The sequence below is a fragment of the Rhizobium sp. 01L419 genome (assembly GCF_056400025.1).
On sequence record NZ_JBFTSM010000018.1, the window covers coordinates 56,327 to 76,383 of the forward strand.

The following is a 20,057-nucleotide window of genomic DNA, read 5'->3' on the forward strand; positions in this document are numbered from 1 at the left end:
AATTAATGTTTACTAAAATACGACTACGGGTGGTTTCTCATATGCACGCAGACAGCCCGGAAGTGATTATTGATCTGGACGCGATCCAGCGAAACTTTGCGATTGCGACCTCGATCGCCGGCCCGGATGTGGACGTGGCTGCGGTGGTCAAAAGCGATGGCTACGGTCTTGGTCTTGACAGACTGATCGAACCTTTGATCGCTGCCGGATGTCAAACCTTCTTCGTGGCCGATCTCTCTGAGGCCTACCGTGTACGTGATCGCTCGAAGGGAGAGACCGTCTTCGTATTGGCCGGAATGAAGCGCGACCATGCCGAGCACTGCCGCAAGAACCGGTTTGTTCCGGTATGCAACACATTGGCAGAAGCAGTCGCAGCAGCGGAAGGACGTTGTGACTACGCACTTAATCTTGAAACCGGATTTTCGCGCTTCGGACTAGGACCTTCCGACGTGCGAAGCCTCATCCACCGATCTCTTCCTCAACCTCTATTGGTCATGAGCCATCTGGCATGCGCCGACGAGCCGGCTAATACGCTCAACGAGCTGCAGAAAAACAGGTTCGTCTGCTTTTCCGCGCTGCTAGGCCCGACGCGGCGCAGTCTCGCAGCATCGGCAGGATTGTTCCTTGGCCCGGCTTACCTTTTCGACCTCGTGCGTCTTGGATCAGCCCTTTACGGCCTGAACACCACAGACCTTGTCCCCAATCCGTTTATGAATGTCCTCAGGCTGCGAGCCTGTCTCGTCGATGTCAGGCACGTTCACGCGGGCGCTACTGTGGGCTACAGAAGCACCTTTCGCGCGAGCCGGCCAACACGTCTCGGTATCCTCTCCATCGGCTACGCGCACGGTCTGGCCTGGTCTCTTTCAAACAGAATGATTGTGGAGATCGGATCCCACGTTGCACCGCTCGTGGGCCGAGTTGCCATGGAATACGTTGCGATCGATCTGACGGACATACCAGATCAGCTTTGCCACCCGGGACAATGGGTCGAGCTGATCACGAAAGATCGGCCTGCCGATGCGATGGCGCGTGCTGGCGCTACTGTTGCGCAGGAAGTGATGCTGCGTGTCGGTGCAGCCTGCCGCCGCTCTTACGTGGCCATTGAGCAGGGGAAGGATGCATGAGGCTCGAACTGCCGCCAAGGCTGTCCATCCTGCTCGCCGCCGGCCTGTTTAGCACGGCTGGTTTCTTCATAGGCTTTCTCGACATGAATGTATGGGCGATCCTGTTCTGGCGGAGCTTGTTTGCACTGGGCTTCACCTCAATCTTCATCGCGATGCAGCCCACGTCGCTCGCGCGTCTGCGCTTCGATCGCGCGGGTCTCCTCGCGGCTATTCTCTCGGCTGCAGCAACGCTCGCCTTCATCCCGTCGCTGCGACTGACATCAGTTGCAAACGTTGCTGTTATTCACGGCGCTCTGCCTCTGACCACGGTCATCCTGTCCGGATTGATCCTCGCGGAACGGGTGGACCGCCGGACAGTCGGCCTTTGCTTGTTGGTAGCCTTCGGCGCGATCATCATCTTTGCGGGCTCGGCATCCTCGGGCATACGACTGGCCGGCGACGGGCTGGCTTTGATGATGACGATCTTCATGGCCCTGATGACGATCGCCTTCAAGCGCTCGAACGTCCTTTCGGTCCTTCCGATGGTCGGGCTTTCGAACGCAATTGCCATGCTTGCGGGCGCGGCCATGGCGCCGAGCCTCGCTCTCGACGCCAAACAGGCATTCGTCATTGCGTGCTTTGCTCTCTTCCAAATCTCGTTCGGCCTGATCCTCTATGCCAAAGGTGCACGTCTGCTCCCGCCACCCGAGACAGCCTTGCTGTCACTCTGTGAAGTTCCTTTGTCAGCGCTGTGGGTCTGGCTCGCCTTTGATCAAAGGCCGACCCTGCAGACGATCGTCGGAGGGGGCATCATCCTTGTGGCAGTGATCGTCCATCTGACGGCGCCAAAAGAACGAACGGTTCGAACGGAGGAATGAGCTTGTGGCAGAGTCCATGCCGGAAATGATCTCACTGGCGGATATTGTCGGGCCCTACGGAGGCGTAGTCCTTGATGTATTCGGGGTCATCTATGACGGGGTCTCGGCCTTCCCGGAGGCATGCGCGACCCTTCGCCGACTCCGAAAGGAGGGGATCGGAACCTGCCTTCTGTCCAACTCGCCCCGACGATCCGAAGAGGTAGCCAAACGCCTGGAGGCGATGGAGATCGGACGCGATATGTATCGCGGGCTGATCACATCAGGCGAACTGGTTTATGAGGCGCTCACCGAATCTCCCGATTTTCCAGCAGGATCTAGCTATTTTCACCTCGGACCGGTGGAGTTGGCCGGTCTCTTGTCGGGGCTGCCGATGAAGGCATCGATGAGGATAGAGACGACGGATTTCATACTTGCGACCGGATGGCCCGAAGAGAGCACGATGACAGGTGAACTTCTTCATGCCGGCATTGCCTGCAAGCTGCCGATGATCTGTGCCAATCCGGACTTCGAGGTTCTCGTCGGAGACAGGAAGGTTATCTGCGCGGGTGCGCTCGCGCGCGACTATGAAATGCTTGGAGGGCGCGTTATCTCTTATGGGAAACCCTACCAGGCCGCCTACTCAAAGGCGTTGGAGGTTCTCTGCCTATCTGAGGGGCAGGCTCTGGCGATTGGAGATAGCGTCGCGACCGATATTGTCGGCGGCAAGCGAGCTGGTCTCGATACTGCACTCGTGCTGACAGGCGTCCACAAGAACTGCCTGACCCGTGACGGTAAAATGGACCGTTTGATGCTCCGGGATCTCTTCCGGCAGCACGGCGTCGAGCCCAATTTCATCCTTTCGTCGCTTGGCTAGCCGTCACGGTCGCGGCACTGATCTAGGAGAAGATATGGCGCTCAAACTCCGCTCTCAAGCGGATTGAGCTGAGCTTCGATGTCCTGAACCTCACGTGAGAGCAGGCTGACAAGCTCGGGAATACGCTCTCTTGTCAGCCGCGCGCTCGTCAGGTTGATCGCAATCGATGCGACAGCGTCGCGGCCGGGCGGCAGGATCGGCACGGCGATCGCGGAAATCCCTGCGACAAGCTCGCCGTCGTCGAGGGCAAATCCGGTCTCACGGATTTTTTTGATGTCGTCTTTGACCTTCCGGACGGTCAAGCCGCCGTATTTTTTGAAGAGCGGTTCGTTGGTCGCAAGGACAATATCGATCTCTGTCTCGGGCAGGAACGAGAGGATTGCCTGGCTCGCCGGGCCGACGCCCATCGGGATCTGGCCACCGACATGGCCGGTCAGACTATCGATCATATAGGTGCCCTGCTGACGGTCGACGCAGACTGCGTTGAAACCGGAGCGGGCCATTAGGAAGATCGGATCGCCGGTTGCTGCGGCAAGGCGCATCAGGGCAGGCCGGGCGAGCTGGCGCAGGCCGGTTCCATCGGCGGCCGTCGCACCCATCGCAAATAACGCAAGACCAAGCCGATAGCGTTTGGTTCGCCGTTCGCGGTCAACAAGCCCGTGGCGTTCGAGCGCCGTGACGATGCGGTGGACGGTCGGCTGCTTTAGACCCATCACCTCTTCGATCGATGTCATGGTCAGTCCAGTCTGTCCACTCTCGCCCAGGAGCTTGAGGATCGCCACCGCCCTATCGAGCAGTTGCGTGCCGGTCGCCGTGACATCTTCCTTCGCCATGTCGGTCCTCATTCCACATTCCGTGAGATTCCTTATACGACACGGCGCTGTTGTAAACGCTTGTGAGGACATCGCCAGGCGCACCAGGTCCGTGCGTCAGCACCTGTAGCGCCAAAAGGAGCATGCCGAACCTCAAGAGCGATAGAGAGACCCAGAAACTCGATGTACAATCCCTCCAGGAAGTGGTCTTATCGATTTTCTGCTTGTTGAAAGCGGGCCAAAGGCGGCGGCATGAGAATTGTCTCTGGCCGCCGTGTTCAACCCGGCAATCAGAACAAACCGAAGGCGACTATGGCTCCACTGCTCTCAGGGCGGCATAGAGGTCGGAGGGCTCACGATCGATGCCCAGCCGGCCTGCCGCCTCAAGCAATGCCATGGCCTGCTTTTCGTCAAAAGGCGATTTCTCCATGAGAGCCAGGAATTTGGTCTCAAGCGCATCACGGGTGAGTGGGTTCAGCAGCTCCCCTCGCGGTGACAGCACTTCTTGCTGGTCGAGCTGGCCTTTCCCCACGATTGTCACGCGCGCTGGGGTCGATGCCGGAAAAACATGCTCATAATTCTTGGAGCTCACAAGCTTGATACGCCGGGCGAGCGCCACCACGGAGGCATCGCAGAGATGTTCCTCCTTCAGTGGCAGCAGCGCTTGTTCGCCATGTACGAGCGCCAGCGCGATAGAGAAGGGGATACTGTATTGCGCGGCCTCGCTCGTGGAGGGGTCCGGCAGGTTGGGCAAGGACAGCGCCCGTTCGAAGGTTTCCACGAGGATCGTGTCGATGTCGCAGCTGCTTAGTGACATGCGAACCTGAAGGGTTAGCGCCGCGTCGATCGCAGCATGCGCCCAGCGGCAACAACTATAGAGCTTGAAATAGGCACTCTCGATCGCCCATGCGCCTTCCGGTGCGCCGACAAGGTGTTTCCTGGCGTAAGTATCGGCGTCATCCAGCATATCGACCGGTCCTCGATGACCGGCATTGGCCAGTATCACGGCCTGGATGCCGTTCGCCGTCGCCCACGGTATGCCTTCCTTCACTGTATGGCCGATGCGGGTGAACCCGGTCGCAGCCTGAGACGTTGATGTCTGGCCGGCGATCGCGAGCGCGTGGCTCATGGTGTCCGCGGAAACCCCATAGAGCCACGCAGTTGCCGCCGCGACGCCGTATCCGCACCACAGACCGCTGTCGGTGGTTCGAAGCGCATTGATTTCGCGGGAGCTCGATACACGGACTGCCACCTCGTATCCAATTGCTATGGCGGTGAGGACTGCGTCCGCGCCTGCTCCGTTGTGCTCCGCGCAGGCCAGTACGGAAGGAATGATGGCAGCGGCCGGATGGCCAGAGGCCTTCCTGTGGCCGTCGTCAAGATCGAGCGCTGCCGCGTAAGTGGCGTTGACGAAGGCGGCTCCGACAGCGGTTGAGCGCCGCCTGGAAAACCAGATACCGCAGTCTCCGGATCCCCAAATGAGCGGGACGCCTTTCAGCGAGGCCTGTCCAGCTCTGGTTGCAGCTCCAGCTGCTGCTGCTCCGATCGTGTCGACAAGCGTTCGCCGGGTAGCGTCCAGCACGTGGGCCGGTGCGACCGAAACGGACGCGCTCATTGTTGCGAGATGATCGATCACGAAGGCCGTCTCCTCGCGCGGGTTACTCTCACAGGTAGTAGTCAAGTTTCGAACATCCTCAGTTAGAGCCCAATTGCCAGAATTATTATGAATGTTTAAATTCATATTATGGATGTTAAGCTTGTCAACACGAAATCAGGAGTGAGAGATTTCAGCCATGGATTTGGTGGAAAGCGGCCGGGTAAGGCCGGATCTGCGCGCAGGAGCTGCCATCAGCGTCTTCGTCGACGGCCTGCGGGTACGCGCCCGCCTGGGTGAAACTGTGCTGACGGCGATGCGGTCCGATCCAGGTCATGTCCGCAGCTTTGAATTCATGGACGAAGCTCGCGCCGGCTTTTGCCTGATGGGTGCCTGCCAGGACTGCTGGCTTTGGCGCGAGGACGGCGAACGTCTTCGCGCGTGCACCAGCATGGTCGATGCCGGCATGCGGCTCCTGACCCGATCGCCGGAGGCGCCTCGATGAAACCGTTTCAGCCAATCGTGATTATCGGTGCCGGTCCGGCCGGCATCGCCGCGGCCAGGACGCTTGCCGATGCCGGCCTTCGTCCGGTTGTGATCGATGAGGCCCGATCTGCGGGCGGCCAGATATTCCGCAAGCCCCAGCCGGAGCTCTCGCGATCGTTGAGCGATCTTTACGGCTTCGACGCCAGGCGGGCTCAAGCGTTCCGCGGCGATGTGGCCGATCTTAAGTCGGCCATCGAATACCACGCCGAAACAGCAGTCTGGAGCGCCGAACCCGGCGCACTTCATCTGGTGAGCCGCGGGCGCGCCTTCGTGCAGCGCTGGTCGCACATGATCATCGCAAGTGGCGCCATGGATCGCGTCGTGCCGATGAAGGGGTGGACGGCTCCCGGGGTCTACAGTCTAGGCGGTGCGCAGATCGCACTCAAGGCGGAGGCATCGTTGATCGGCCGGACTGTCGTGCTTGCAGGCACCGGGCCGCTTCTTTATCTGGTCGCCTACCAGTATGCCCGGGCCGGGGCGACTGTCCCGGCTGTCCTGGAGACCGCGAAACCCTTCAACGATCTGTCGGCCCTTCCGGCACTGGCCTCCGGCGGTACCACATTCGCCCGCGGGCTCTATTTTATCGCCTGGCTTCGGGCGCATGGTATTCCCGTGCTGACCGGTGTTGTTCCCGCGGAGGCGACGCGCGGTGGTGATGGCCGCGTGAATGGACTAGAGTTCCGCTGTGATGGCCGGGATATGTTCCTTGCCTGTGATGCGCTCGCCGTGGGGCATGGCCTGAAAGCGGAGACGCAGATCGCCGACCTCCTCGGCGTCGACTTCCAATTCAACGCACCGCAGAGACAGTGGCTGCCGAAGGTCGACATTGACGGACGCTCGTCACTCCCGAATGTCTATCTGGCAGGCGAGGGCTCCTCTGTTCGAGGCAGCGTCATCGCAGCCGCGAGCGGCAGGCTCGCGGCTGCGGCACTGCTTCGGGACTGTGCACATGAGGAAAAAGGTCCTTCAGAGCGCGACCGGGGCGTGATCGGACGAGCGGCGCGCTTTCGCAATGCTCTCGATCGCGTCTTCCCCTTTCCGTCGCACATCGCCGAAACACTGCCGGATGAGACCATGGTCTGTCGCTGTGAAGGCCTCACCGCAGGCGACATCCGCCGGACTGTGATCGAATCGGGCGAGTCGGACATCAATCGTATCAAGGCCTTCTGCCGACTCGGCATGGGGCGATGCCAGGGACGCATCTGCGCGCCGACCGCTGCCGAGCTCATTGCGGCGACTGCCCGGGTCGATATCAGCGCGGTCGGCCGCTTGCGCGGTCAGGCTCCGATCAAACCGATGCCGCTCAAGCATCTCGCGGAGATTGGCCGATGACTGCGTCCTTCGACATCGCGATCGTCGGCGGCGGTCTGGCCGGCTGCGCGGCGGCCCTGTATGCGCGGCGCATGGGCGCCTCCGTCGTCCTGCTTGAGCGCGGCCGCTGCGGAGCGCAGGCAAGCGGTGTGAACTATGGGGGTGTCCGCCAGCAGGGCCGTCATCCGGCGGAACTGCCGCTCGCGCGTCGCAGCCGCGGCATCTGGGATAATCTGCAGAGCCTGGTCGGCAGCGACTGTGAATTCAGGGCGACGGGTCATCTGAAGCTCGCGCGAAACGATGCGGACATGCACGACCTTGCAGCGCACCGGGAGCTGCTTGGACGCCACGAGATTCATTCCGAAATTCTCGAACCAGCCGAGCTGCGCCTGCGCTTTCCGTATGTTGCGCCAATCTATGCCGGAGGCTCCTTCTGCGCGGAAGACGGCCAGGCCAATCCCCGTCTGGTCGCGCCAGCCTTCGCCCGCGCGGCCCGCGCGCTCGGCGCCGACATCCGTGAATGCTGCCCCGTCGAAGAGATCCGGGTGTCGGAGCGGGGGTTTCTGCTTTGGCTGCCCGGCGATCTGTCACCCGTCAGCGCACGGCGGCTCATTAACACCGCCGGCGCCTGGGGCGCTGCGATCGCGGCATCGCTCGGCGACCAGGTCGAAGAAGCTGTGATGGCGCCGAACATGTGTGTGACGGAGCCCATCGCACCCCTGATCGGCCCCAATCTCGGGATCTGCGGCGGCGGCATCTATATCCGCCAGACAGGGCAGGGGAGCGTCGTCTTCGGAAGCGGCCTCGGCACTGCCGACCGGCACCAGTTGAAGGCACGCCCCCTTGCGGAGGTTACATGCGAGGCGGCCAGGCTCGCAATCGCGATGGTACCCGCACTTGCCAATGTCCTGCTCGTCAGGACCTGGACAGGCATCGAGGGCCGCATGCCGGACGGTCTGCCCGTCGTCGGCCCGAGCCCCAGACTTGATGGGCTCTTTCACGCTTTCGGCTTTTCGGGTCACGGCTTCCAGCTCGGACCCGCAGTCGGTGCCGTGCTGGCCGAGCTTTGCCTCGAGGGTCACTCAAGAACAGAGATCGATGGGCTTTCGATGAGCCGTTTCGAGACGAGACCCGCTGCGTCGGACGCGGCAGGTCTTCATTCAACCTGACAACCATCCACAACAGAGGGAACAGACATGCAGCATTTCATTTTCGGATTGCTCGGTGGCGCCATCGGGATCGCCGTCGCGCTCCAACCGGATCCATCGGCGGCAACCGACCCGGCCTATCATCTTGCCGAAGCGGGGGTCCTATCGGTCGCCATTACCGGCGACATGCCAGGCCTGGTGGCACGCGACGGCAAGCTTGCTGGTTATGACGGAGATATCCTGCAGATCGCTGCCGAAAGACTATCGCTGAAGATCAAGCCGGTGCCGATGGAATGGTCGGGAGCGATCGCCGCCGTCCAGACCGGTCGCGTCGACATTATCGGCGGCAATGTCGCCTGGACGAAGCAGCGCGCCGAAACGCTGTCCCTGACCGACCCGACCGGTTATTTCCAGAACGGCATCACCTCGCCCAAGGAGGCGGCCTGGCATGCATTGAAAGATCTCGAAAACCGCAAGGTCGGATCGATGACCGGCTTCTCCTTCCTGCCGGAACTCCGGAAGATCAAGGGTCTCGAACTGTCTCTGTATGACAGCTCGGACGCTGCACTGCGCGATCTTCTCGCCGGCCGCATCGAAGCGCTCGTCGGCGACCCGCCGGTAATCGACTACGCACTCGCCAAAAATCCGGCCTGGGGGCTCGTCAACCTGCCCTTCACCGACAACAATCCGGACTATCCACTGCTGACCGGTCTCGGGCGGCAATATGTCTTCGGTCTGTCGAAAGAGAACGCCGTGCTCGCGGCAGCTCTCAGCGGGGAAATCCGCAACCTCTGGACCTCCTGCACTATCAACGCGATCGGCCAGCGCTACGGCAACGTCAGCCGAGCGAACTACACCCCGTCATCAGAGAACTTCCGGGTCGGTATCGATCGGCTGACCGATTGGACGCCGCCAGTCTGCGGGAAGTAGCCGCCACGCGGCCGGGTAGCCGGCCGCGTAAGTTCTTCTCATTGTTCAAGGAGGCGGACATGGCCGCCGAATATCTTCTTCAGGTCACCGGTCTCGGCAAGGCCTATGGTCATCATACGGTTCTGACCGATGTGTCCTTTGCGCTCACACGCGGCGAACGGATTGCGCTCATCGGGCCGAGTGGCTCGGGAAAGTCGACCTGTCTCAGGGCCATCAACTATCTCGAACCTCCGACAGCAGGCGATATCCGCCTGGACGGTAAGGCGATCGGCAGCCGCGGAGATGGTCGTCGCATGAGCGATCTCGAGCTTGCGCCGCAGCGCGCCGAAATCGGCATGGTGTTCCAGCATTTTCATCTGTGGCCGCACCTGAGTGTTCGCGCCAATGTCTCGCTGCAGCCGCGAAAGGTGCGCGGCATCGCTCGGAGCCAAGCCTCTCGCATGGCGGAAGCGATGCTCGCGAAGGTACATCTTGATCACAAGGTCGACGAGATGCCTGGACGCCTGTCCGGTGGCCAGCAGCAACGCGTGGCGATTGCCCGCGCGCTCGCCCAGCAGCCCAAACTCCTGCTCTTCGACGAGCCGACCTCGGCGCTCGATCCGGAGCTCGTCGGCGAGGTTCTAAGCGTCATCAAAGAACTGGCGGGAGAAGGAAGGGCGATGGTGCTCGTAACCCATGAAATCGCCTTCGCCCGCGAGGTTGCCGATCGCATCCTGTTCATGGACGGTGGTCGTATCGTCGAGCAGGGACCGGCAAAGGACCTTCTCGACAATCCGCAATCACCGCGCCTCAAGCAGTTCCTGGCGAGCCTGTCGCGGGGAGGGCGCCGCGATGGATAGCACCCTTCTCGACAGAATTGCCGAAGCCCTGCTGACGGGCGTGTGGGTGACCGTCGAAGTCACGGCTGGAGCGTTGATCCTGGCGATTGTCATAGGACTTGGCCTCGCAACGATCGCCGTCCTGTCGAAGAGCCGCTGGCTTCATCTGCTGATCCGTCTTTATGTCGAGGCCCTGCGCAACGTTCCGAGCCTGACCTTCCTGTTTCTTCTCTATTTCGGGCTCGCGGCCGCTGGGATCAGGCTCTCTTCGATGGTCGCCGCGATTCTCGGTCTCGGCCTGATCGGCGGAGCGATCGCGGTCGATATTTTCCGTTCCGGCTTCCAGGCGGTTCCCCTCGGCCAGAAGGAAGCGGCCGCCTCTATCGGCCTCAAGCCGCTCGCGGCCTTCCGGTTCATCATCCTGCCGCAGGGATTGCGGCTCGCGCTGCCGTCGCTTGGCAACTATGCCGTCGGCCTTGTCAAGGACACCTCGCTCGTTGCAGCGATCGCAGCGCCCGAGGTGATGTTCAACGCGCGTCAGTTGGTCAACGAAACCTTCGAGACCGCGCTGATCTATGGTTGTGCGGCAACCATCTATCTCGTTCTGACGATGGCAGTCGCCGGGTCGGTTTTCCTCGTGGAACGCAAGCTGGAGACCCACTGATGTTTTTTGTCGATACGTTCCTCGCCAATCTCGGCGATTGGGGACCACGCATGCTGTCCGGTCTGCGAGGCACGCTGATGCTGACGGCCGGCGGCTTTGCTCTCGCCTTTCTGCTCGCCCTCGTGCTCGAATTTCTTCGCTCACGCCGTCAGGCGACACTACGCCTCATCGCCCGGATCTATATCGCCGTCGCACGCGGCATTCCGATCCTCGTCATCTTGTATCTTGTCTATTTCGCGCTGCCAGGCGCTGGCATCACTCTGCCGGCGGAACTGGCCGCGACCATTGGGCTTGCCGCCGTCTATGCCGCCTATCTCTCAGAAGTATTCCGCGCCGGGCTCGAAGCGATCCCGGTGGGCCAACGAGAAGCGGCGCTCGCAAGCGGCCTGACCCCGTTTCAGACATTCAGGCTGATCCTTCTCCCGCAGGCAATCCGTCATACGGTTGCTCCTCTTTTGATCAATCTCGTCTCGCTACTGAAGGATAGTTCGATCGCCGCCCTCATCGCCGTTCCCGAAATGACGCTTGTCTCACGAGAAATCATGTCGGAGAGCTTTTTGCCCTTGCAGGTCTTTGCGCTGACAGCGCTGCTCTACTTTTGCCTCGCCTGGCCGGCGTCTCTTGCAGCCCGTCATATCGAGTGGCGCTTGCGCTTTCCGAAAACGAAGCGAAAATCCCAGGCGCCGGTCGATCGTCTGACCACGGCTTCGTCCTCTTCGTGACAGCCTCCAACATCGCGCCATCCATACCAAGCATTACGATCAGGAGATCTTAGCAACTATGAAAAACTCCTCACACTTCCCGAGGCAGTGGGGCGCGAAACATACCCAAGGCGCTATGCCGTAACGTTACAACAGCGGATCGTGTTGGCGAATCCCTGCCGAATTTTTCGGTCCGCAGACGGATCGTCTGGTGCGAGACGATGATGCCGCGCACCGCCAGCATAAGGCACCTCTTCGGCGCCATGATGGAGCCCTCACGATATCAAGCGCTACGAGCTTGTTCCGGGTGTTTTCCTTCAGCGAACTCCTCGATGATCTTCGCGCAGAAGGCCGCGAGATCGTCCGGCTTGCGGCTCGTGACCAGCCCCTTGTCGGTGACGACTTCCTGATCGACCCAGATGCCCCCGGCGTTTTCGATGTCCTTGCGGATGGACGAATACGAGGTGACCTTGCGCCCCTTGAGAACGTCGGCCTCAACCAGCAGCCAAGGTCCATGGCAGATCACGCCTACGGGTTTTGCCTGTTCGAAGAATGCTGTCACGAACGAGACGATTTCCGGGTTCGCCCTGAGCTTGTCGGCTCCAACTGTGCCGCCCGGAATTACGAGGCCGTCAAAGTCATTCGCTGACACCTCGCTTACAGCGTTGTCGACCGTGTAGCTGCTGCCTTGGTCCAGGTCGCCAATGTTCGTCTTCGCTTCTCCGGTTTCGATGCCTACGACGGTGACGGTTGCGCCCGCGGCCTGTACAGCTTCCTTTGGCTGCTTGAATTCCGGATCTTCGGTTCCGCGCGGTGCGATGAGGATGGCAATCTTCTTCCCTGCGAGGGTCATGGGATTCTTCCTTGCTGTTGAAGATTTCGACAGGAGTGTCGATGTGGAAACCTGCAAGCGGTCTCGATGTTCCGTAGCCGGAGCGATCAATCGTTGGCAGGCCTTTCGCAGTGTTGCGCGCGCAGGCTGAATCAGTTTTCTTGCGTCCATGATCAGTATCCCGTCCTTTGTCTCCGAGCTCGTGCGTGCCGCCAACGAGGTCGATCGTCAGACCACCCGCGAGATCGAGAATTTGCTCTTCCGGGCAATCACCACCATTCGGGATTTGAGGGACGTGATTGGGATCCCGGTCAACGGCACCGAGCACGACGCTGTCATCCGGTTGACAGACTTGGCGTCGGCAGTCGAGGAGGCATCGCCGCAGGAAAGTCGAGACGGTCTTCTCGAGGCGGCCGATATGATCCGAACCCTCTGGATCGTTGTCGACAGCGGAACCGTAATAAGCCTGACGCCTTCCGGATGACTTGAGCAGCACGCCGCACGTCGACCGTCAATCATGCGTTTTTCAGGGTGAGCGCCAAGCCATTCTTACACCAGACTTTTTCGGTCACGGGAACGGACGGATTCAATATCCCGAAACTGCGACAGCTCATATCCTCTTGGCAGACCTGCAGCAGCGCTGAAATCCTTCGGTTTCCTCCATGTTAAAGTCGATGTCCGCGCGCACAATATCTCGCCGAGCGATAGCGCAGCGCTCTCTGTGGGCGTGGTTGGATTCTTCGACCGTCGGTACAGGAATTCCAATCCCGGCATGTTCGGCCTGCCGCGACCTTGAACGCCATTTTCGCTCGAAACGGGCAGGAGAGATGAGTTTGACTTATATGTCCGTCTGCCCGTGGACGCGATTGGTAAAATGGGCATTTCCAAGTCCAGTGCCGATCGTCAGGATCGCCCAGCTCGACACATCGGTCATCAGCGGGATCTGTGAAAGTCCCTGAACGACGCCGTCATTGTGCATTATGACAAAGGTTTCAGCCCCATCGATTTCAGGAATGCTTTTCACGAGAGCCGCCGGCAGGTTGAAATGGTCGCTTTCCCAGTTTCCGCCAGGAAGGTTCTGCCCGCCTCGAACGATCGCACCGTCGGTCTCGATCACGCCCGGACAGCCGATCCCGATCAATGGCGCAAGGTGGAGCTTGGCCTCGGCCGCCTTCGCAATCAGTTCTTTAAGCATTTCCGAGAGCTTCGCGACGGTTGAGGTCCGGCTTGGAGTTTCATCCGCATGCCGCCAGATGAGCGAGGCCACCACCGAGGCATCTTCGATTTTGCTTTTGGTGTCTTTCCCGAAGTGGACGACGCCCGCCCTGACGTTGGTTCCGCCGATATCAACGGCGAGGATCGCGTCATGGCCTTTGAGCATCCATTCCGGCATCAGGTGCACCGAACCAATCAGACCGGCATCGTCTGGATGATGCGCGATCGGGACGAGCTCGATTTCGACGCCGTCGCTCCGGAGAAGCATCATCGTGCGGGCGATGACAAGTTCGCCGATTTTGCGCTGCCGGAACCCGCCGCCAACGGCAATCCGTTCTGTTTTCTTCCACGGTTTTTCGTTCAGAAACTTTCTGATGACGGCGGCAAACTCGCCGGAAAACTCCTCTACAGCGCCTAAGACCAAGGCTGCAGCCCCTGCATCTTCTCCGGAAAGCAGCGCGTCAATATCCTTCTTCTTCAGTTCTTTGGTCGGGATCTTGCCAAAGGGATCGCGTCCAAGCGCTCGCATCAGCATTCTTTGTTCGTCAAGCTTGTGGCGGAAAGACTTCTTGTTCGCGCCGTCGCCAATGAATCCTTTCCTATCCCGGGCCTCGTTGTTGTAGTCGTCGATGACAACTGAGGGCAATGTGGCCGCGCCGTGAACGAGTGGCGTCGTATCATTGGCAGGCTTACGGTTTGGTTTTGTCATGGAGGCTCGCGGAATTTCCAAATGTCGGGACCGCAGAAACGCACGACTGACTTTCGGTGTTCCAGGGAGTTTAGAAACAATGAAGGTGCGTCGCTGGACGGCGGTCTTTTTCACGTGTCTCGTCCGCCCGGCAGTTGCGGGTTAGCGCCATCGCGCCTCATATCGGAGCTTTGCGACAGTGGCGGCTGCTATCACTTAACCTGGCGACGATCTGCGCCGTGGGTTTGCTTTTCCAATGTCGTGAAGAAGCTGGCAATTAAACCGACCGGCCGCCCTTGCCGACGCAAGACAGTTTCAGTCCAGTTTGGTCTTGAGCCGTTAGTCATGGGCGACGCCCTCCGGTGAGTTATACCCACGTTCGCAGCGCCTATGACGTGCTGAATGAGGCCGAATCGGCCTTGTACCAACGGGTGTATGATGACGTCATCTCGACAAAACAGATAGATAGAGCCGCCGAGCGCGAGGACGTAGCCAGCCGCATCATTCAGTCATCTCAGCGTGGGTGGAGGACGAGGACACCTTGGCCCGCCTGCTGATCTGACTTCAGTTCAAGGGGTCAAGATAGCCTCTGAACCTCTCCTCAAATCGCTTGACGCCGAACGTTTCGTCGACACCGCCGGATTGCGGCTAACCGACCTGCTCCACCAATAGCGTTCCTGTCGGAAGCGGCCTGATCAGCGACTTTGCAGAAACTCTTGGATCGAGCCAGTCGGCCCAACTGCTGCGCTCCAGGATGACGATCTGTCGATCGTGATAGGGGGCGATGTCTGGTCCCGGCTCCATCGTCAGCATGGTGAAGGCCTGGCCGACCTCCGGCATCTCGCGCCAGATGCCGGCGATGCAGAAGATCGGCTCATTTTTCTTGGTGAACAGCCACTTGTCCTTGCGCTTCTTTTGGGGGTCCTTGGGGTCTGTGAACTCGTAAAAGCCGTCGGCGACGATCAGGCAGCGATTGGAAGTGAATTCCCTCCCTTCCGACCTAAAATTATAGACCGGCCGCTTGTTCGGCCCAGGCCAGCTCCAGCGCCGTTGCACGAGCTCGGCCTCATCGTGAGTTCCGTCGAAGGTCCGGACGATGGCGCCGATATCGGTGATCTTGATGTCCTCACGCGCCTGAAGGTTCGGTGCGCCTTCACCGAAGCGGATCTTGATCTTGAGGTCGGCGAAATCTTCGACAACCGAGGCGACATCCACCATCAGCCGATAGTCATTGCACATTGCTCTTTCCTTCGAGTGCGTTCCCATCACCGAGCGACCGAGCCGCTGCAGGTCAATATGTGCGCGGATTGTAGGCGTTCCAGCAGAACGAAGAGATCCTCCACGTCCCTCGTCGGCAGGCGGAGAGCGGCAAGCCTTTTGATCAGAACGGTTTGACGCGCGAGGATGGCGGCGCCATCTCGAACGTGTCGCATGACCATCTGAAGCTCGGTCTCATCGGCGCGCATCAAAGGAGATTAGCAGCTTTCCACCATCCGCACACGATCCATCAGACTTGCCTAACGAATATGTTCCTGATATGTTCCAACCGTTATGAGTGCGACGGTTTTCCAGTCCGATGCCCCGCTCGGCGAGCGCCGGGTCATCGTCAGGCGCCATGAGAGCGACCTGGAGATGGTGGAACTGCCCTGGGGGCTGCGGCCCCGCGATGGCAGTCCGCGCGCCGTCAACGTCGTTCGATCGGAGGGCCGAACATTTCCGACCCACCGCTGCCTGGTGCCGGCTTCCGAGTTTCGCCACAAGGGCTTCCGCTTTTCGCTCGCAAATGGGGACTGGTTCTATTTCGCCGGGATTTGGCGGCCGGCGACTGAGGATTGGCCGCAGGCCTATGCCATCCTGACCATCGAAGCGAATGTGGACATCGCGCCGTTTCATGACCGACAGATGGCGGTTCTCGCTCGCGACCAACGCATGGCCTGGCTCGACGGACTGCTGCCCGAAGACGAAATCCTGCGGCCGTTGCCGGCGGGGACATTCCGGGTCAAGCGTCACGCGGGCGCTCCTGCCCAGCCGATGCTGGCTGTGTAGAGCGCCAGCCGCAACTGCGGTTGCGCGGCCTAAGCGCGCCTCTCCAGTGAGGACAGGGTAACGCCGAGCAGGCGGATGCCTTTGCGGGGCGGGAAGGTCGGCGCCGGCAGCAGATCGGCGATCGCCGGCAGAGGGGCCGCAACCGTCTTGCTGCGGGTGCGCTGGGTAAAGTCGGCATATCTGATCTTCAAGGTCACCGTCTTGGCGCCGATCCCATTGGCCTCGCAATAATCCCAGACCTTCCTGATCAGCGGGTCGAGCCCTTCGTTGGCCGGCTCAAGGGTATGGAGGTCCTGCAAGAACGTATCTTTGGCGCCGACGGATTTACGCACCCGGCTCGGCTTGACCTGCCGCTCGTCGATGCCGTGGGAAATGTCATGGAAATAGGGGCCCCGACTTCCCGAAATGGTGGATGAGGAATTCGAGCCTCATCTCCTTGAGGTCGGCGCCCGTGTCGATCCCGGGCCGCTGCATCTTCTCGGCCGTTGCCGTGCCGACGCCATGAAATTTCTTGACGGGGAGGGCCTCGACGAAGGCCGGCCCATTCTTCGGCATGATGACGGCCTGACCGTTGGGCTTGTTGAGGTCAGATGCCATCTTGGCGAGGAACTTATTGTAGGAAATGCCGGCCGAGGCATTGAGCCGGTGACCTGCTTGATCTTGGCGCGGATCTCCAGCGCGATCTCTCCATGTCCTTCAGATTTTCGGTGACATCGAGATAGGCCTCGTCGAGCGACAGCGGCTCGATCATCGACGTATATTCGGCAAAGATCTCGCGGATCTGCTGCAGACACCGTCTTATAGACATCGAAGCGCGGCGGCACGAAGATCAGATCCGGACATTTGCGCTTGGCGCTCACCGACGGCATCGCCGAGTGAACGCCGAAGGCGCGGGCCTCGTAACTTGCTGCCGCGACAACGCCGCGGGCGGCCGATCCGCCGACCGCCAGCTGGTTGCCGCGCAGATCGGGATTATCGCGCTGCTCGACCGACGCATAAAACGCGACCATGTCGATGTGCACGATTTTTCGAATTGGGGTCATGGCGGCTTCTTCGATCGCGATTGCATCTGCATATTGAGCTCGTGCCGAAACGAAAAGAGAAAATAGCAGGCTTCAGCGCGATATCACCCATTTCGATGGGTGCCTTCGGACGCACAGGCGAAACTACCGGCCGCCGAAGGCGTTTTCGTTCCGTGGAGATTTGACACCGGCAAGACTGAGGCCGGCTTGGCTCCTCGTGCCATGGAAAGGGTCCGCAATATTATGGCAGACAATCTCTCGAAATACCGCGCCAAGCGCGACTTCAAAAAGACCAGCGAACCGAGCGGGGAGACGCATGTCAAGCCATCGAACCGCCGGCGGTACGTGATCCAGAAGCACGATGCCACCCGGCTCCACTATGATCTGAGGCTCGAACTTGACGGCGTGTTCAAATCCTGGGCAGTGACCAAGGGGCCTTCTCTCGACCCGCACGACAAGCGGTTGGCGGTCGAGGTCGAGGATCACCCGCTCGACTATGGCGACTTCGAAGGAACGATACCCAAGGGGCAATATGGCGGCGGCACGGTGATGCTGTGGGATCGCGGTTATTGGGAACCGGAAGGCAGGAAGTCCCCCGAGGAGGCCCTGAGGAAGGGAGATTTCAAGTTCATCCTGGAGGGCAAGAGGCTGCATGGCAGTTTCGTCCTCGTCCGGATGGGCAACGACCGTGATGGCGGCAAGCGGACCAACTGGCTGCTGATCAAACATCACGACGACCATTCCGTCCAGGAAAACGGCGCGGCTATTCTCGAAGAAAATGCGACATCGGTCGCCTCCGCCCGCAGCATGGATCAGATCGCCGCGGGCAAGGGCCGCAAGCCGCGACCGTTCATGATGGAGAATGGGGATGTCGAGGCGGATGCGGTCTGGGACAGCAAACATGGCCTGGCGGCCGACGCGCGCAAAAAGCGGTCGCGCAAGACTGTCGCGACCTCCACTGTCGTCGACCTGCCGGATTTCATCGATCCGCAGCTCTGCGAGAAGCTTGCTCGGCCACCGGCCGGCGATGATTGGCTGCACGAAATCAAGTTCGACGGTTACCGGATCCAGATGCGCGTTGCCAATGGCGCCGCGACGCTGAAGACGCGAAAGGGCCTCGACTGGACGGCGAAATATTCGGAAATCGCGGAAGCGGCGTCAGAACTTCCCGATTGCATCATCGATGGCGAGATCTGCGCCCTCGACGAGAATGGTGCACCCGATTTCGCGGCCCTACAGGCCGCTTTGTCGGAGGGGAAGACCGGCGATCTCGTCTATTTCGCGTTCGACCTGCTCTTTGACGGCGGCGAGGACCTGCGGTCGATGCGCCTGGTCGAACGGAAGGAGCGGCTTCAAAATCTGCTTGCCGGTGCCGGCGACGATCCGCGCGTCCGCTACGTTGAACATTTCGAATCCGGTGGCGACGCAGTGCTGCGGTCCGCCTGCAAGCTCCATCTGGAGGGTGTCGTCTCCAAGCAGATCGATGCGCCCTATCAATCAGGCCGCACCGACAGCTGGGCGAAATCGAAGTGCCGGGCCGGCCACGAGGTGGTGATCGGCGCATACGCCAAGACCAACGGCAAGTTCCGCTCGCTGCTGGTCGGCGTCTACCGCGGTGATCACTTCGTCTATGTAGGCCGTGTCGGAACCGGCTACAGCGCCGGGAAAGTCGAGTTACTCCTTCCGAAACTCAAGGCGCTCGAGGCGGCGCGGTCGCCGTTCAGCGGTATCGGCGCTCCGAAGACGCAGGCCGACGTTGTTTGGGTGAAGCCCGAGCTTGTCGCCGAAATCGAATTCGAGGGGTGGACCGCAGACGGCCTCGTCCGTCAGGCGGCCTTCAAGGGGCTGCGCGAGGACAAGCCTTCGAGGGAGGTCGAGGCCGAGAAGCCGGTATCGCCTGCCAAGATCGAGACCGCCAAACCTGTTGCGGCCGCCAAGCACAGGCCTGTCCGGCGCAAAGGCGCAAAGGCCGAGGTCATGGGCGTCCTGATCTCCAATCCCGACAAGCCGCTCTGGCCAGACGCCGGCGATGGTGAGCCTGTCACCAAGGAAGAGCTGGCGCGCTATCATGAAGCCGTCGGTGCCTGGTTGATCGAGCACATCAGAGGCCGGCCCTGTTCGATTATCCGCGCGCCCGATGGGATCGGCGGAGAGCAGTTCTTCCAGCGACATGCGATGCCCGGAACGTCGAACCTTCTCGAGCTGGTCAAGGTCTTCGGTGACAAGAAGCCTTACCTGCAGATCGATCGGATCGAGGGACTGGCGGCGATTGCCCAGATCGGCGGTGTCGAGTTGCATCCGTGGAATTGCGAGCCCGGCAAGCCGGAAGTGCCCGGCCGGCTGGTGTTCGATCTCGATCCCGGCCCCGATGTGCCGTTTTCGACGGTGGTCGCGGCGGCGCGCGAGATGCGCGACCGTCTCGATGAGCTCGGCCTTGTCAGCTTCTGCAAGACCACGGGCGGCAAAGGGCTGCATGTCGTGACCCCGCTCGCCGTCAATAGACGAAAACCGCTATCCTGGGCCGAGGCCAAGGGTTTTGCACACGATGTCTGTCAGCAGATGGCGCGCGACAATCCCGACCTCTATTTGACGAAGATGACCAAGAGTCTGAGAGGTGGCCGGATCTTCCTCGATTATCTCCGCAACGATCGCATGGCCACCGCCGTCGCGCCATTGTCGCCGCGCGCGCGGCCCGGCGCCACCGTGTCGATGCCGCTCACCTGGACGCAGGTGAAGTCCGATCTCGACCCGAAGCGGTTTAACCTGCGCACCGTGCCGGCGCTGCTTGCGAAAACCTCCGCCTGGCAGGATTATTGTGACGGTGAGCGATCGCTCGAGCAGGCGATCAAGCGCCTCGGGAAACCAGGACGGGCAGCGTGATCTCCGAAGCATGGCT

The 20,057-nt window shown here is 60.6% G+C and carries 22 protein-coding genes and 2 pseudogenes; 14 read left to right on the plus strand and 10 right to left on the minus strand.

The annotated features are described in order from the left end of the window. Nucleotides 1-41: 41 nt before the first annotated feature. From alr to AC1DUP_RS28765, 3 genes are read left to right on the plus strand one after another with little or no spacing between them, the layout of a single operon-like run. Nucleotides 42-1,124 (plus strand): alanine racemase, encoded by a 1,083-nt coding sequence (alr, locus tag AC1DUP_RS28755; protein ID WP_477836091.1) that lies wholly within the window; start codon nt 42-44, stop codon nt 1,122-1,124. Next, nucleotides 1,121-1,981: a DMT family transporter gene (locus AC1DUP_RS28760; protein ID WP_477836093.1), complete on the plus strand. Its 861-nt coding sequence runs from the start codon at nt 1,121-1,123 to the stop codon at nt 1,979-1,981. Before alr ends, AC1DUP_RS28760 begins: the two co-directional genes overlap by 4 nt. Before the next feature lie 4 nt (nt 1,982-1,985). Continuing rightward, entirely contained in the window at nt 1,986-2,834 is an 849-nt protein-coding gene (locus AC1DUP_RS28765) for a TIGR01459 family HAD-type hydrolase (RefSeq protein WP_477836095.1), read from the plus strand. A 41-nt stretch (nt 2,835-2,875) separates the two neighbouring features. On the opposite strand, the gene AC1DUP_RS28770 is transcribed toward AC1DUP_RS28765, so the two are convergent. Both AC1DUP_RS28770 and AC1DUP_RS28775 read right to left on the minus strand, forming a co-directional pair. Next, nucleotides 2,876-3,667 (minus strand): IclR family transcriptional regulator, encoded by a 792-nt coding sequence (locus tag AC1DUP_RS28770; protein ID WP_113296306.1) that lies wholly within the window; start codon nt 3,665-3,667, stop codon nt 2,876-2,878. Between the two features lie 289 nt (nt 3,668-3,956). Continuing rightward, the gene (locus tag AC1DUP_RS28775) at nt 3,957-5,327 is read right to left on the minus strand and encodes an MmgE/PrpD family protein (protein ID WP_477836097.1); all 1,371 of its coding nucleotides are present in this window, start codon (nt 5,325-5,327) and stop codon (nt 3,957-3,959) included. Between the two features lie 112 nt (nt 5,328-5,439). Here AC1DUP_RS28775 and AC1DUP_RS28780 point away from each other — a divergent pair, with 112 nt between their 5' ends. The 7 genes from AC1DUP_RS28780 to AC1DUP_RS28810 are packed head-to-tail and all read left to right on the plus strand — an operon-like array spanning nt 5,440 to nt 11,379. Continuing rightward, entirely contained in the window at nt 5,440-5,745 is a 306-nt protein-coding gene (locus AC1DUP_RS28780; RefSeq protein WP_113296247.1) for a (2Fe-2S)-binding protein, read from the plus strand. Continuing rightward, the gene (locus tag AC1DUP_RS28785; RefSeq protein WP_113296248.1) at nt 5,742-7,118 is read left to right on the plus strand and encodes an FAD/NAD(P)-dependent oxidoreductase; all 1,377 of its coding nucleotides are present in this window, start codon (nt 5,742-5,744) and stop codon (nt 7,116-7,118) included. Before AC1DUP_RS28780 ends, AC1DUP_RS28785 begins: the two co-directional genes overlap by 4 nt. After that, the gene (locus tag AC1DUP_RS28790) at nt 7,115-8,266 is read left to right on the plus strand and encodes an NAD(P)/FAD-dependent oxidoreductase (RefSeq protein ID WP_477836100.1); all 1,152 of its coding nucleotides are present in this window, start codon (nt 7,115-7,117) and stop codon (nt 8,264-8,266) included. The genes AC1DUP_RS28785 and AC1DUP_RS28790 overlap by 4 nt, the downstream gene beginning before the upstream one ends. Before the next feature lie 27 nt (nt 8,267-8,293). Beyond that, nucleotides 8,294-9,175, plus strand: a complete 882-nt coding sequence (locus AC1DUP_RS28795) for a substrate-binding periplasmic protein (protein ID WP_477836102.1) — start codon at nt 8,294-8,296, stop codon at nt 9,173-9,175. 59 nt (nt 9,176-9,234) lie between these two features. Beyond that, nucleotides 9,235-10,014 carry an amino acid ABC transporter ATP-binding protein gene (locus tag AC1DUP_RS28800; RefSeq protein WP_113296251.1) on the plus strand — a complete coding sequence of 260 codons (780 nt, stop codon included), beginning with the start codon at nt 9,235-9,237 and terminating at the stop codon, nt 10,012-10,014. Further along, the gene (locus AC1DUP_RS28805; protein WP_113296252.1) at nt 10,007-10,657 is read left to right on the plus strand and encodes an amino acid ABC transporter permease; all 651 of its coding nucleotides are present in this window, start codon (nt 10,007-10,009) and stop codon (nt 10,655-10,657) included. The genes AC1DUP_RS28800 and AC1DUP_RS28805 overlap by 8 nt, the downstream gene beginning before the upstream one ends. Continuing rightward, entirely contained in the window at nt 10,657-11,379 is a 723-nt protein-coding gene (locus tag AC1DUP_RS28810; RefSeq protein WP_477836104.1) for an amino acid ABC transporter permease, read from the plus strand. The genes AC1DUP_RS28805 and AC1DUP_RS28810 overlap by 1 nt, the downstream gene beginning before the upstream one ends. 134 nt (nt 11,380-11,513) lie before the next feature. Here AC1DUP_RS28810 and AC1DUP_RS28815 read toward each other — a convergent pair. Beyond that, nucleotides 11,514-11,602, minus strand: a pseudogene (locus AC1DUP_RS28815) (IS6 family transposase); the annotation flags it as partial. A 39-nt stretch (nt 11,603-11,641) separates the two neighbouring features. Further along, on the minus strand, nt 11,642-12,211 hold the full coding sequence (locus AC1DUP_RS28820) for a type 1 glutamine amidotransferase domain-containing protein (protein ID WP_113296254.1): 570 nt from the start codon (nt 12,209-12,211) through the stop codon (nt 11,642-11,644). Nucleotides 12,212-12,359: 148 nt separating this feature from the next. Here AC1DUP_RS28820 and AC1DUP_RS28825 point away from each other — a divergent pair, with 148 nt between their 5' ends. Further along, nucleotides 12,360-12,674, plus strand: coding sequence for a hypothetical protein (locus AC1DUP_RS28825; protein WP_113296255.1), 315 nt, complete (start codon nt 12,360-12,362; stop codon nt 12,672-12,674). 354 nt (nt 12,675-13,028) lie between these two features. Here AC1DUP_RS28825 and AC1DUP_RS28830 read toward each other — a convergent pair whose 3' ends face one another. After that, on the minus strand, nt 13,029-14,114 hold the full coding sequence (locus tag AC1DUP_RS28830; protein WP_113308575.1) for an ROK family protein: 1,086 nt from the start codon (nt 14,112-14,114) through the stop codon (nt 13,029-13,031). 627 nt (nt 14,115-14,741) lie between these two features. Continuing rightward, a complete protein-coding gene (locus AC1DUP_RS28835) occupies nt 14,742-15,332 on the minus strand; it encodes an SOS response-associated peptidase (protein WP_477836107.1) in 591 nt (196 codons plus the stop codon). Nucleotides 15,333-15,644: 312 nt separating this feature from the next. Here AC1DUP_RS28835 and AC1DUP_RS28840 point away from each other — a divergent pair, with 312 nt between their 5' ends. After that, on the plus strand, nt 15,645-16,139 hold the full coding sequence (locus AC1DUP_RS28840) for an SOS response-associated peptidase family protein (RefSeq protein WP_477836109.1): 495 nt from the start codon (nt 15,645-15,647) through the stop codon (nt 16,137-16,139). A gap of 29 nt (nt 16,140-16,168) precedes the next feature. On the opposite strand, the gene AC1DUP_RS28845 is transcribed toward AC1DUP_RS28840, so the two are convergent. The 4 genes and pseudogenes from AC1DUP_RS28845 to AC1DUP_RS28860 all read right to left on the minus strand — a co-directional run. Next, nucleotides 16,169-16,438 (minus strand): DinB/UmuC family translesion DNA polymerase, encoded by a 270-nt coding sequence (locus AC1DUP_RS28845; protein ID WP_477836111.1) that lies wholly within the window; start codon nt 16,436-16,438, stop codon nt 16,169-16,171. 76 nt (nt 16,439-16,514) lie between these two features. Further along, a complete protein-coding gene (locus AC1DUP_RS28850) occupies nt 16,515-16,736 on the minus strand; it encodes a hypothetical protein (RefSeq protein WP_477836113.1) in 222 nt (73 codons plus the stop codon). A gap of 13 nt (nt 16,737-16,749) precedes the next feature. Next, nucleotides 16,750-16,890 (minus strand): hypothetical protein, encoded by a 141-nt coding sequence (locus AC1DUP_RS28855; RefSeq protein WP_477836198.1) that lies wholly within the window; start codon nt 16,888-16,890, stop codon nt 16,750-16,752. After that, nucleotides 16,850-17,104: pseudogene (locus AC1DUP_RS28860) on the minus strand (Y-family DNA polymerase); the annotation flags it as partial. The gene AC1DUP_RS28855 and the pseudogene AC1DUP_RS28860, both read right to left, overlap by 41 nt. On the opposite strand from AC1DUP_RS28860, the gene AC1DUP_RS28865 reads away from it, so the two are divergent. Then, nucleotides 17,015-17,248, plus strand: coding sequence for a hypothetical protein (locus AC1DUP_RS28865; protein ID WP_477836115.1), 234 nt, complete (start codon nt 17,015-17,017; stop codon nt 17,246-17,248). The pseudogene AC1DUP_RS28860 and the gene AC1DUP_RS28865 overlap by 90 nt on opposite strands. A 156-nt stretch (nt 17,249-17,404) precedes the next feature. After that, nucleotides 17,405-20,041 (plus strand): DNA ligase D, encoded by a 2,637-nt coding sequence (gene ligD, locus AC1DUP_RS28870; RefSeq protein ID WP_477836116.1) that lies wholly within the window; start codon nt 17,405-17,407, stop codon nt 20,039-20,041. Nucleotides 20,042-20,057: the final 16 nt, after the last annotated feature.

Excerpts from the sequence above, each read along its gene's own strand:
- alr (WP_477836091.1), top strand. The coding sequence starts at position 42 with ATGCACGCAGACAGCCCGGAAGTGATTATTGATCTGGACGCGATCCAG.
- AC1DUP_RS28760 (WP_477836093.1), top strand. The coding sequence starts at position 1,121 with ATGAGGCTCGAACTGCCGCCAAGGCTGTCCATCCTGCTCGCCGCCGGC.
- AC1DUP_RS28770 (WP_113296306.1), bottom strand. The coding sequence starts at position 3,667 with ATGGCGAAGGAAGATGTCACGGCGACCGGCACGCAACTGCTCGATAGG.
- AC1DUP_RS28780 (WP_113296247.1), top strand. The coding sequence starts at position 5,440 with ATGGATTTGGTGGAAAGCGGCCGGGTAAGGCCGGATCTGCGCGCAGGA.
- AC1DUP_RS28785 (WP_113296248.1), top strand. The coding sequence starts at position 5,742 with ATGAAACCGTTTCAGCCAATCGTGATTATCGGTGCCGGTCCGGCCGGC.
- AC1DUP_RS28790 (WP_477836100.1), top strand. The coding sequence starts at position 7,115 with ATGACTGCGTCCTTCGACATCGCGATCGTCGGCGGCGGTCTGGCCGGC.
- AC1DUP_RS28795 (WP_477836102.1), top strand. The coding sequence starts at position 8,294 with ATGCAGCATTTCATTTTCGGATTGCTCGGTGGCGCCATCGGGATCGCC.
- AC1DUP_RS28800 (WP_113296251.1), top strand. The coding sequence starts at position 9,235 with ATGGCCGCCGAATATCTTCTTCAGGTCACCGGTCTCGGCAAGGCCTAT.
- AC1DUP_RS28805 (WP_113296252.1), top strand. The coding sequence starts at position 10,007 with ATGGATAGCACCCTTCTCGACAGAATTGCCGAAGCCCTGCTGACGGGC.
- AC1DUP_RS28810 (WP_477836104.1), top strand. The coding sequence starts at position 10,657 with ATGTTTTTTGTCGATACGTTCCTCGCCAATCTCGGCGATTGGGGACCA.
- AC1DUP_RS28820 (WP_113296254.1), bottom strand. The coding sequence starts at position 12,211 with ATGACCCTCGCAGGGAAGAAGATTGCCATCCTCATCGCACCGCGCGGA.
- AC1DUP_RS28825 (WP_113296255.1), top strand. The coding sequence starts at position 12,360 with ATGATCAGTATCCCGTCCTTTGTCTCCGAGCTCGTGCGTGCCGCCAAC.
- AC1DUP_RS28830 (WP_113308575.1), bottom strand. The coding sequence starts at position 14,114 with ATGACAAAACCAAACCGTAAGCCTGCCAATGATACGACGCCACTCGTT.
- AC1DUP_RS28835 (WP_477836107.1), bottom strand. The coding sequence starts at position 15,332 with ATGTGCAATGACTATCGGCTGATGGTGGATGTCGCCTCGGTTGTCGAA.
- AC1DUP_RS28840 (WP_477836109.1), top strand. The coding sequence starts at position 15,645 with ATGAGTGCGACGGTTTTCCAGTCCGATGCCCCGCTCGGCGAGCGCCGG.
- AC1DUP_RS28850 (WP_477836113.1), bottom strand. The coding sequence starts at position 16,736 with ATGGCATCTGACCTCAACAAGCCCAACGGTCAGGCCGTCATCATGCCG.
- AC1DUP_RS28855 (WP_477836198.1), bottom strand. The coding sequence starts at position 16,890 with ATGATCGAGCCGCTGTCGCTCGACGAGGCCTATCTCGATGTCACCGAA.
- ligD (WP_477836116.1), top strand. The coding sequence starts at position 17,405 with ATGGCAGACAATCTCTCGAAATACCGCGCCAAGCGCGACTTCAAAAAG.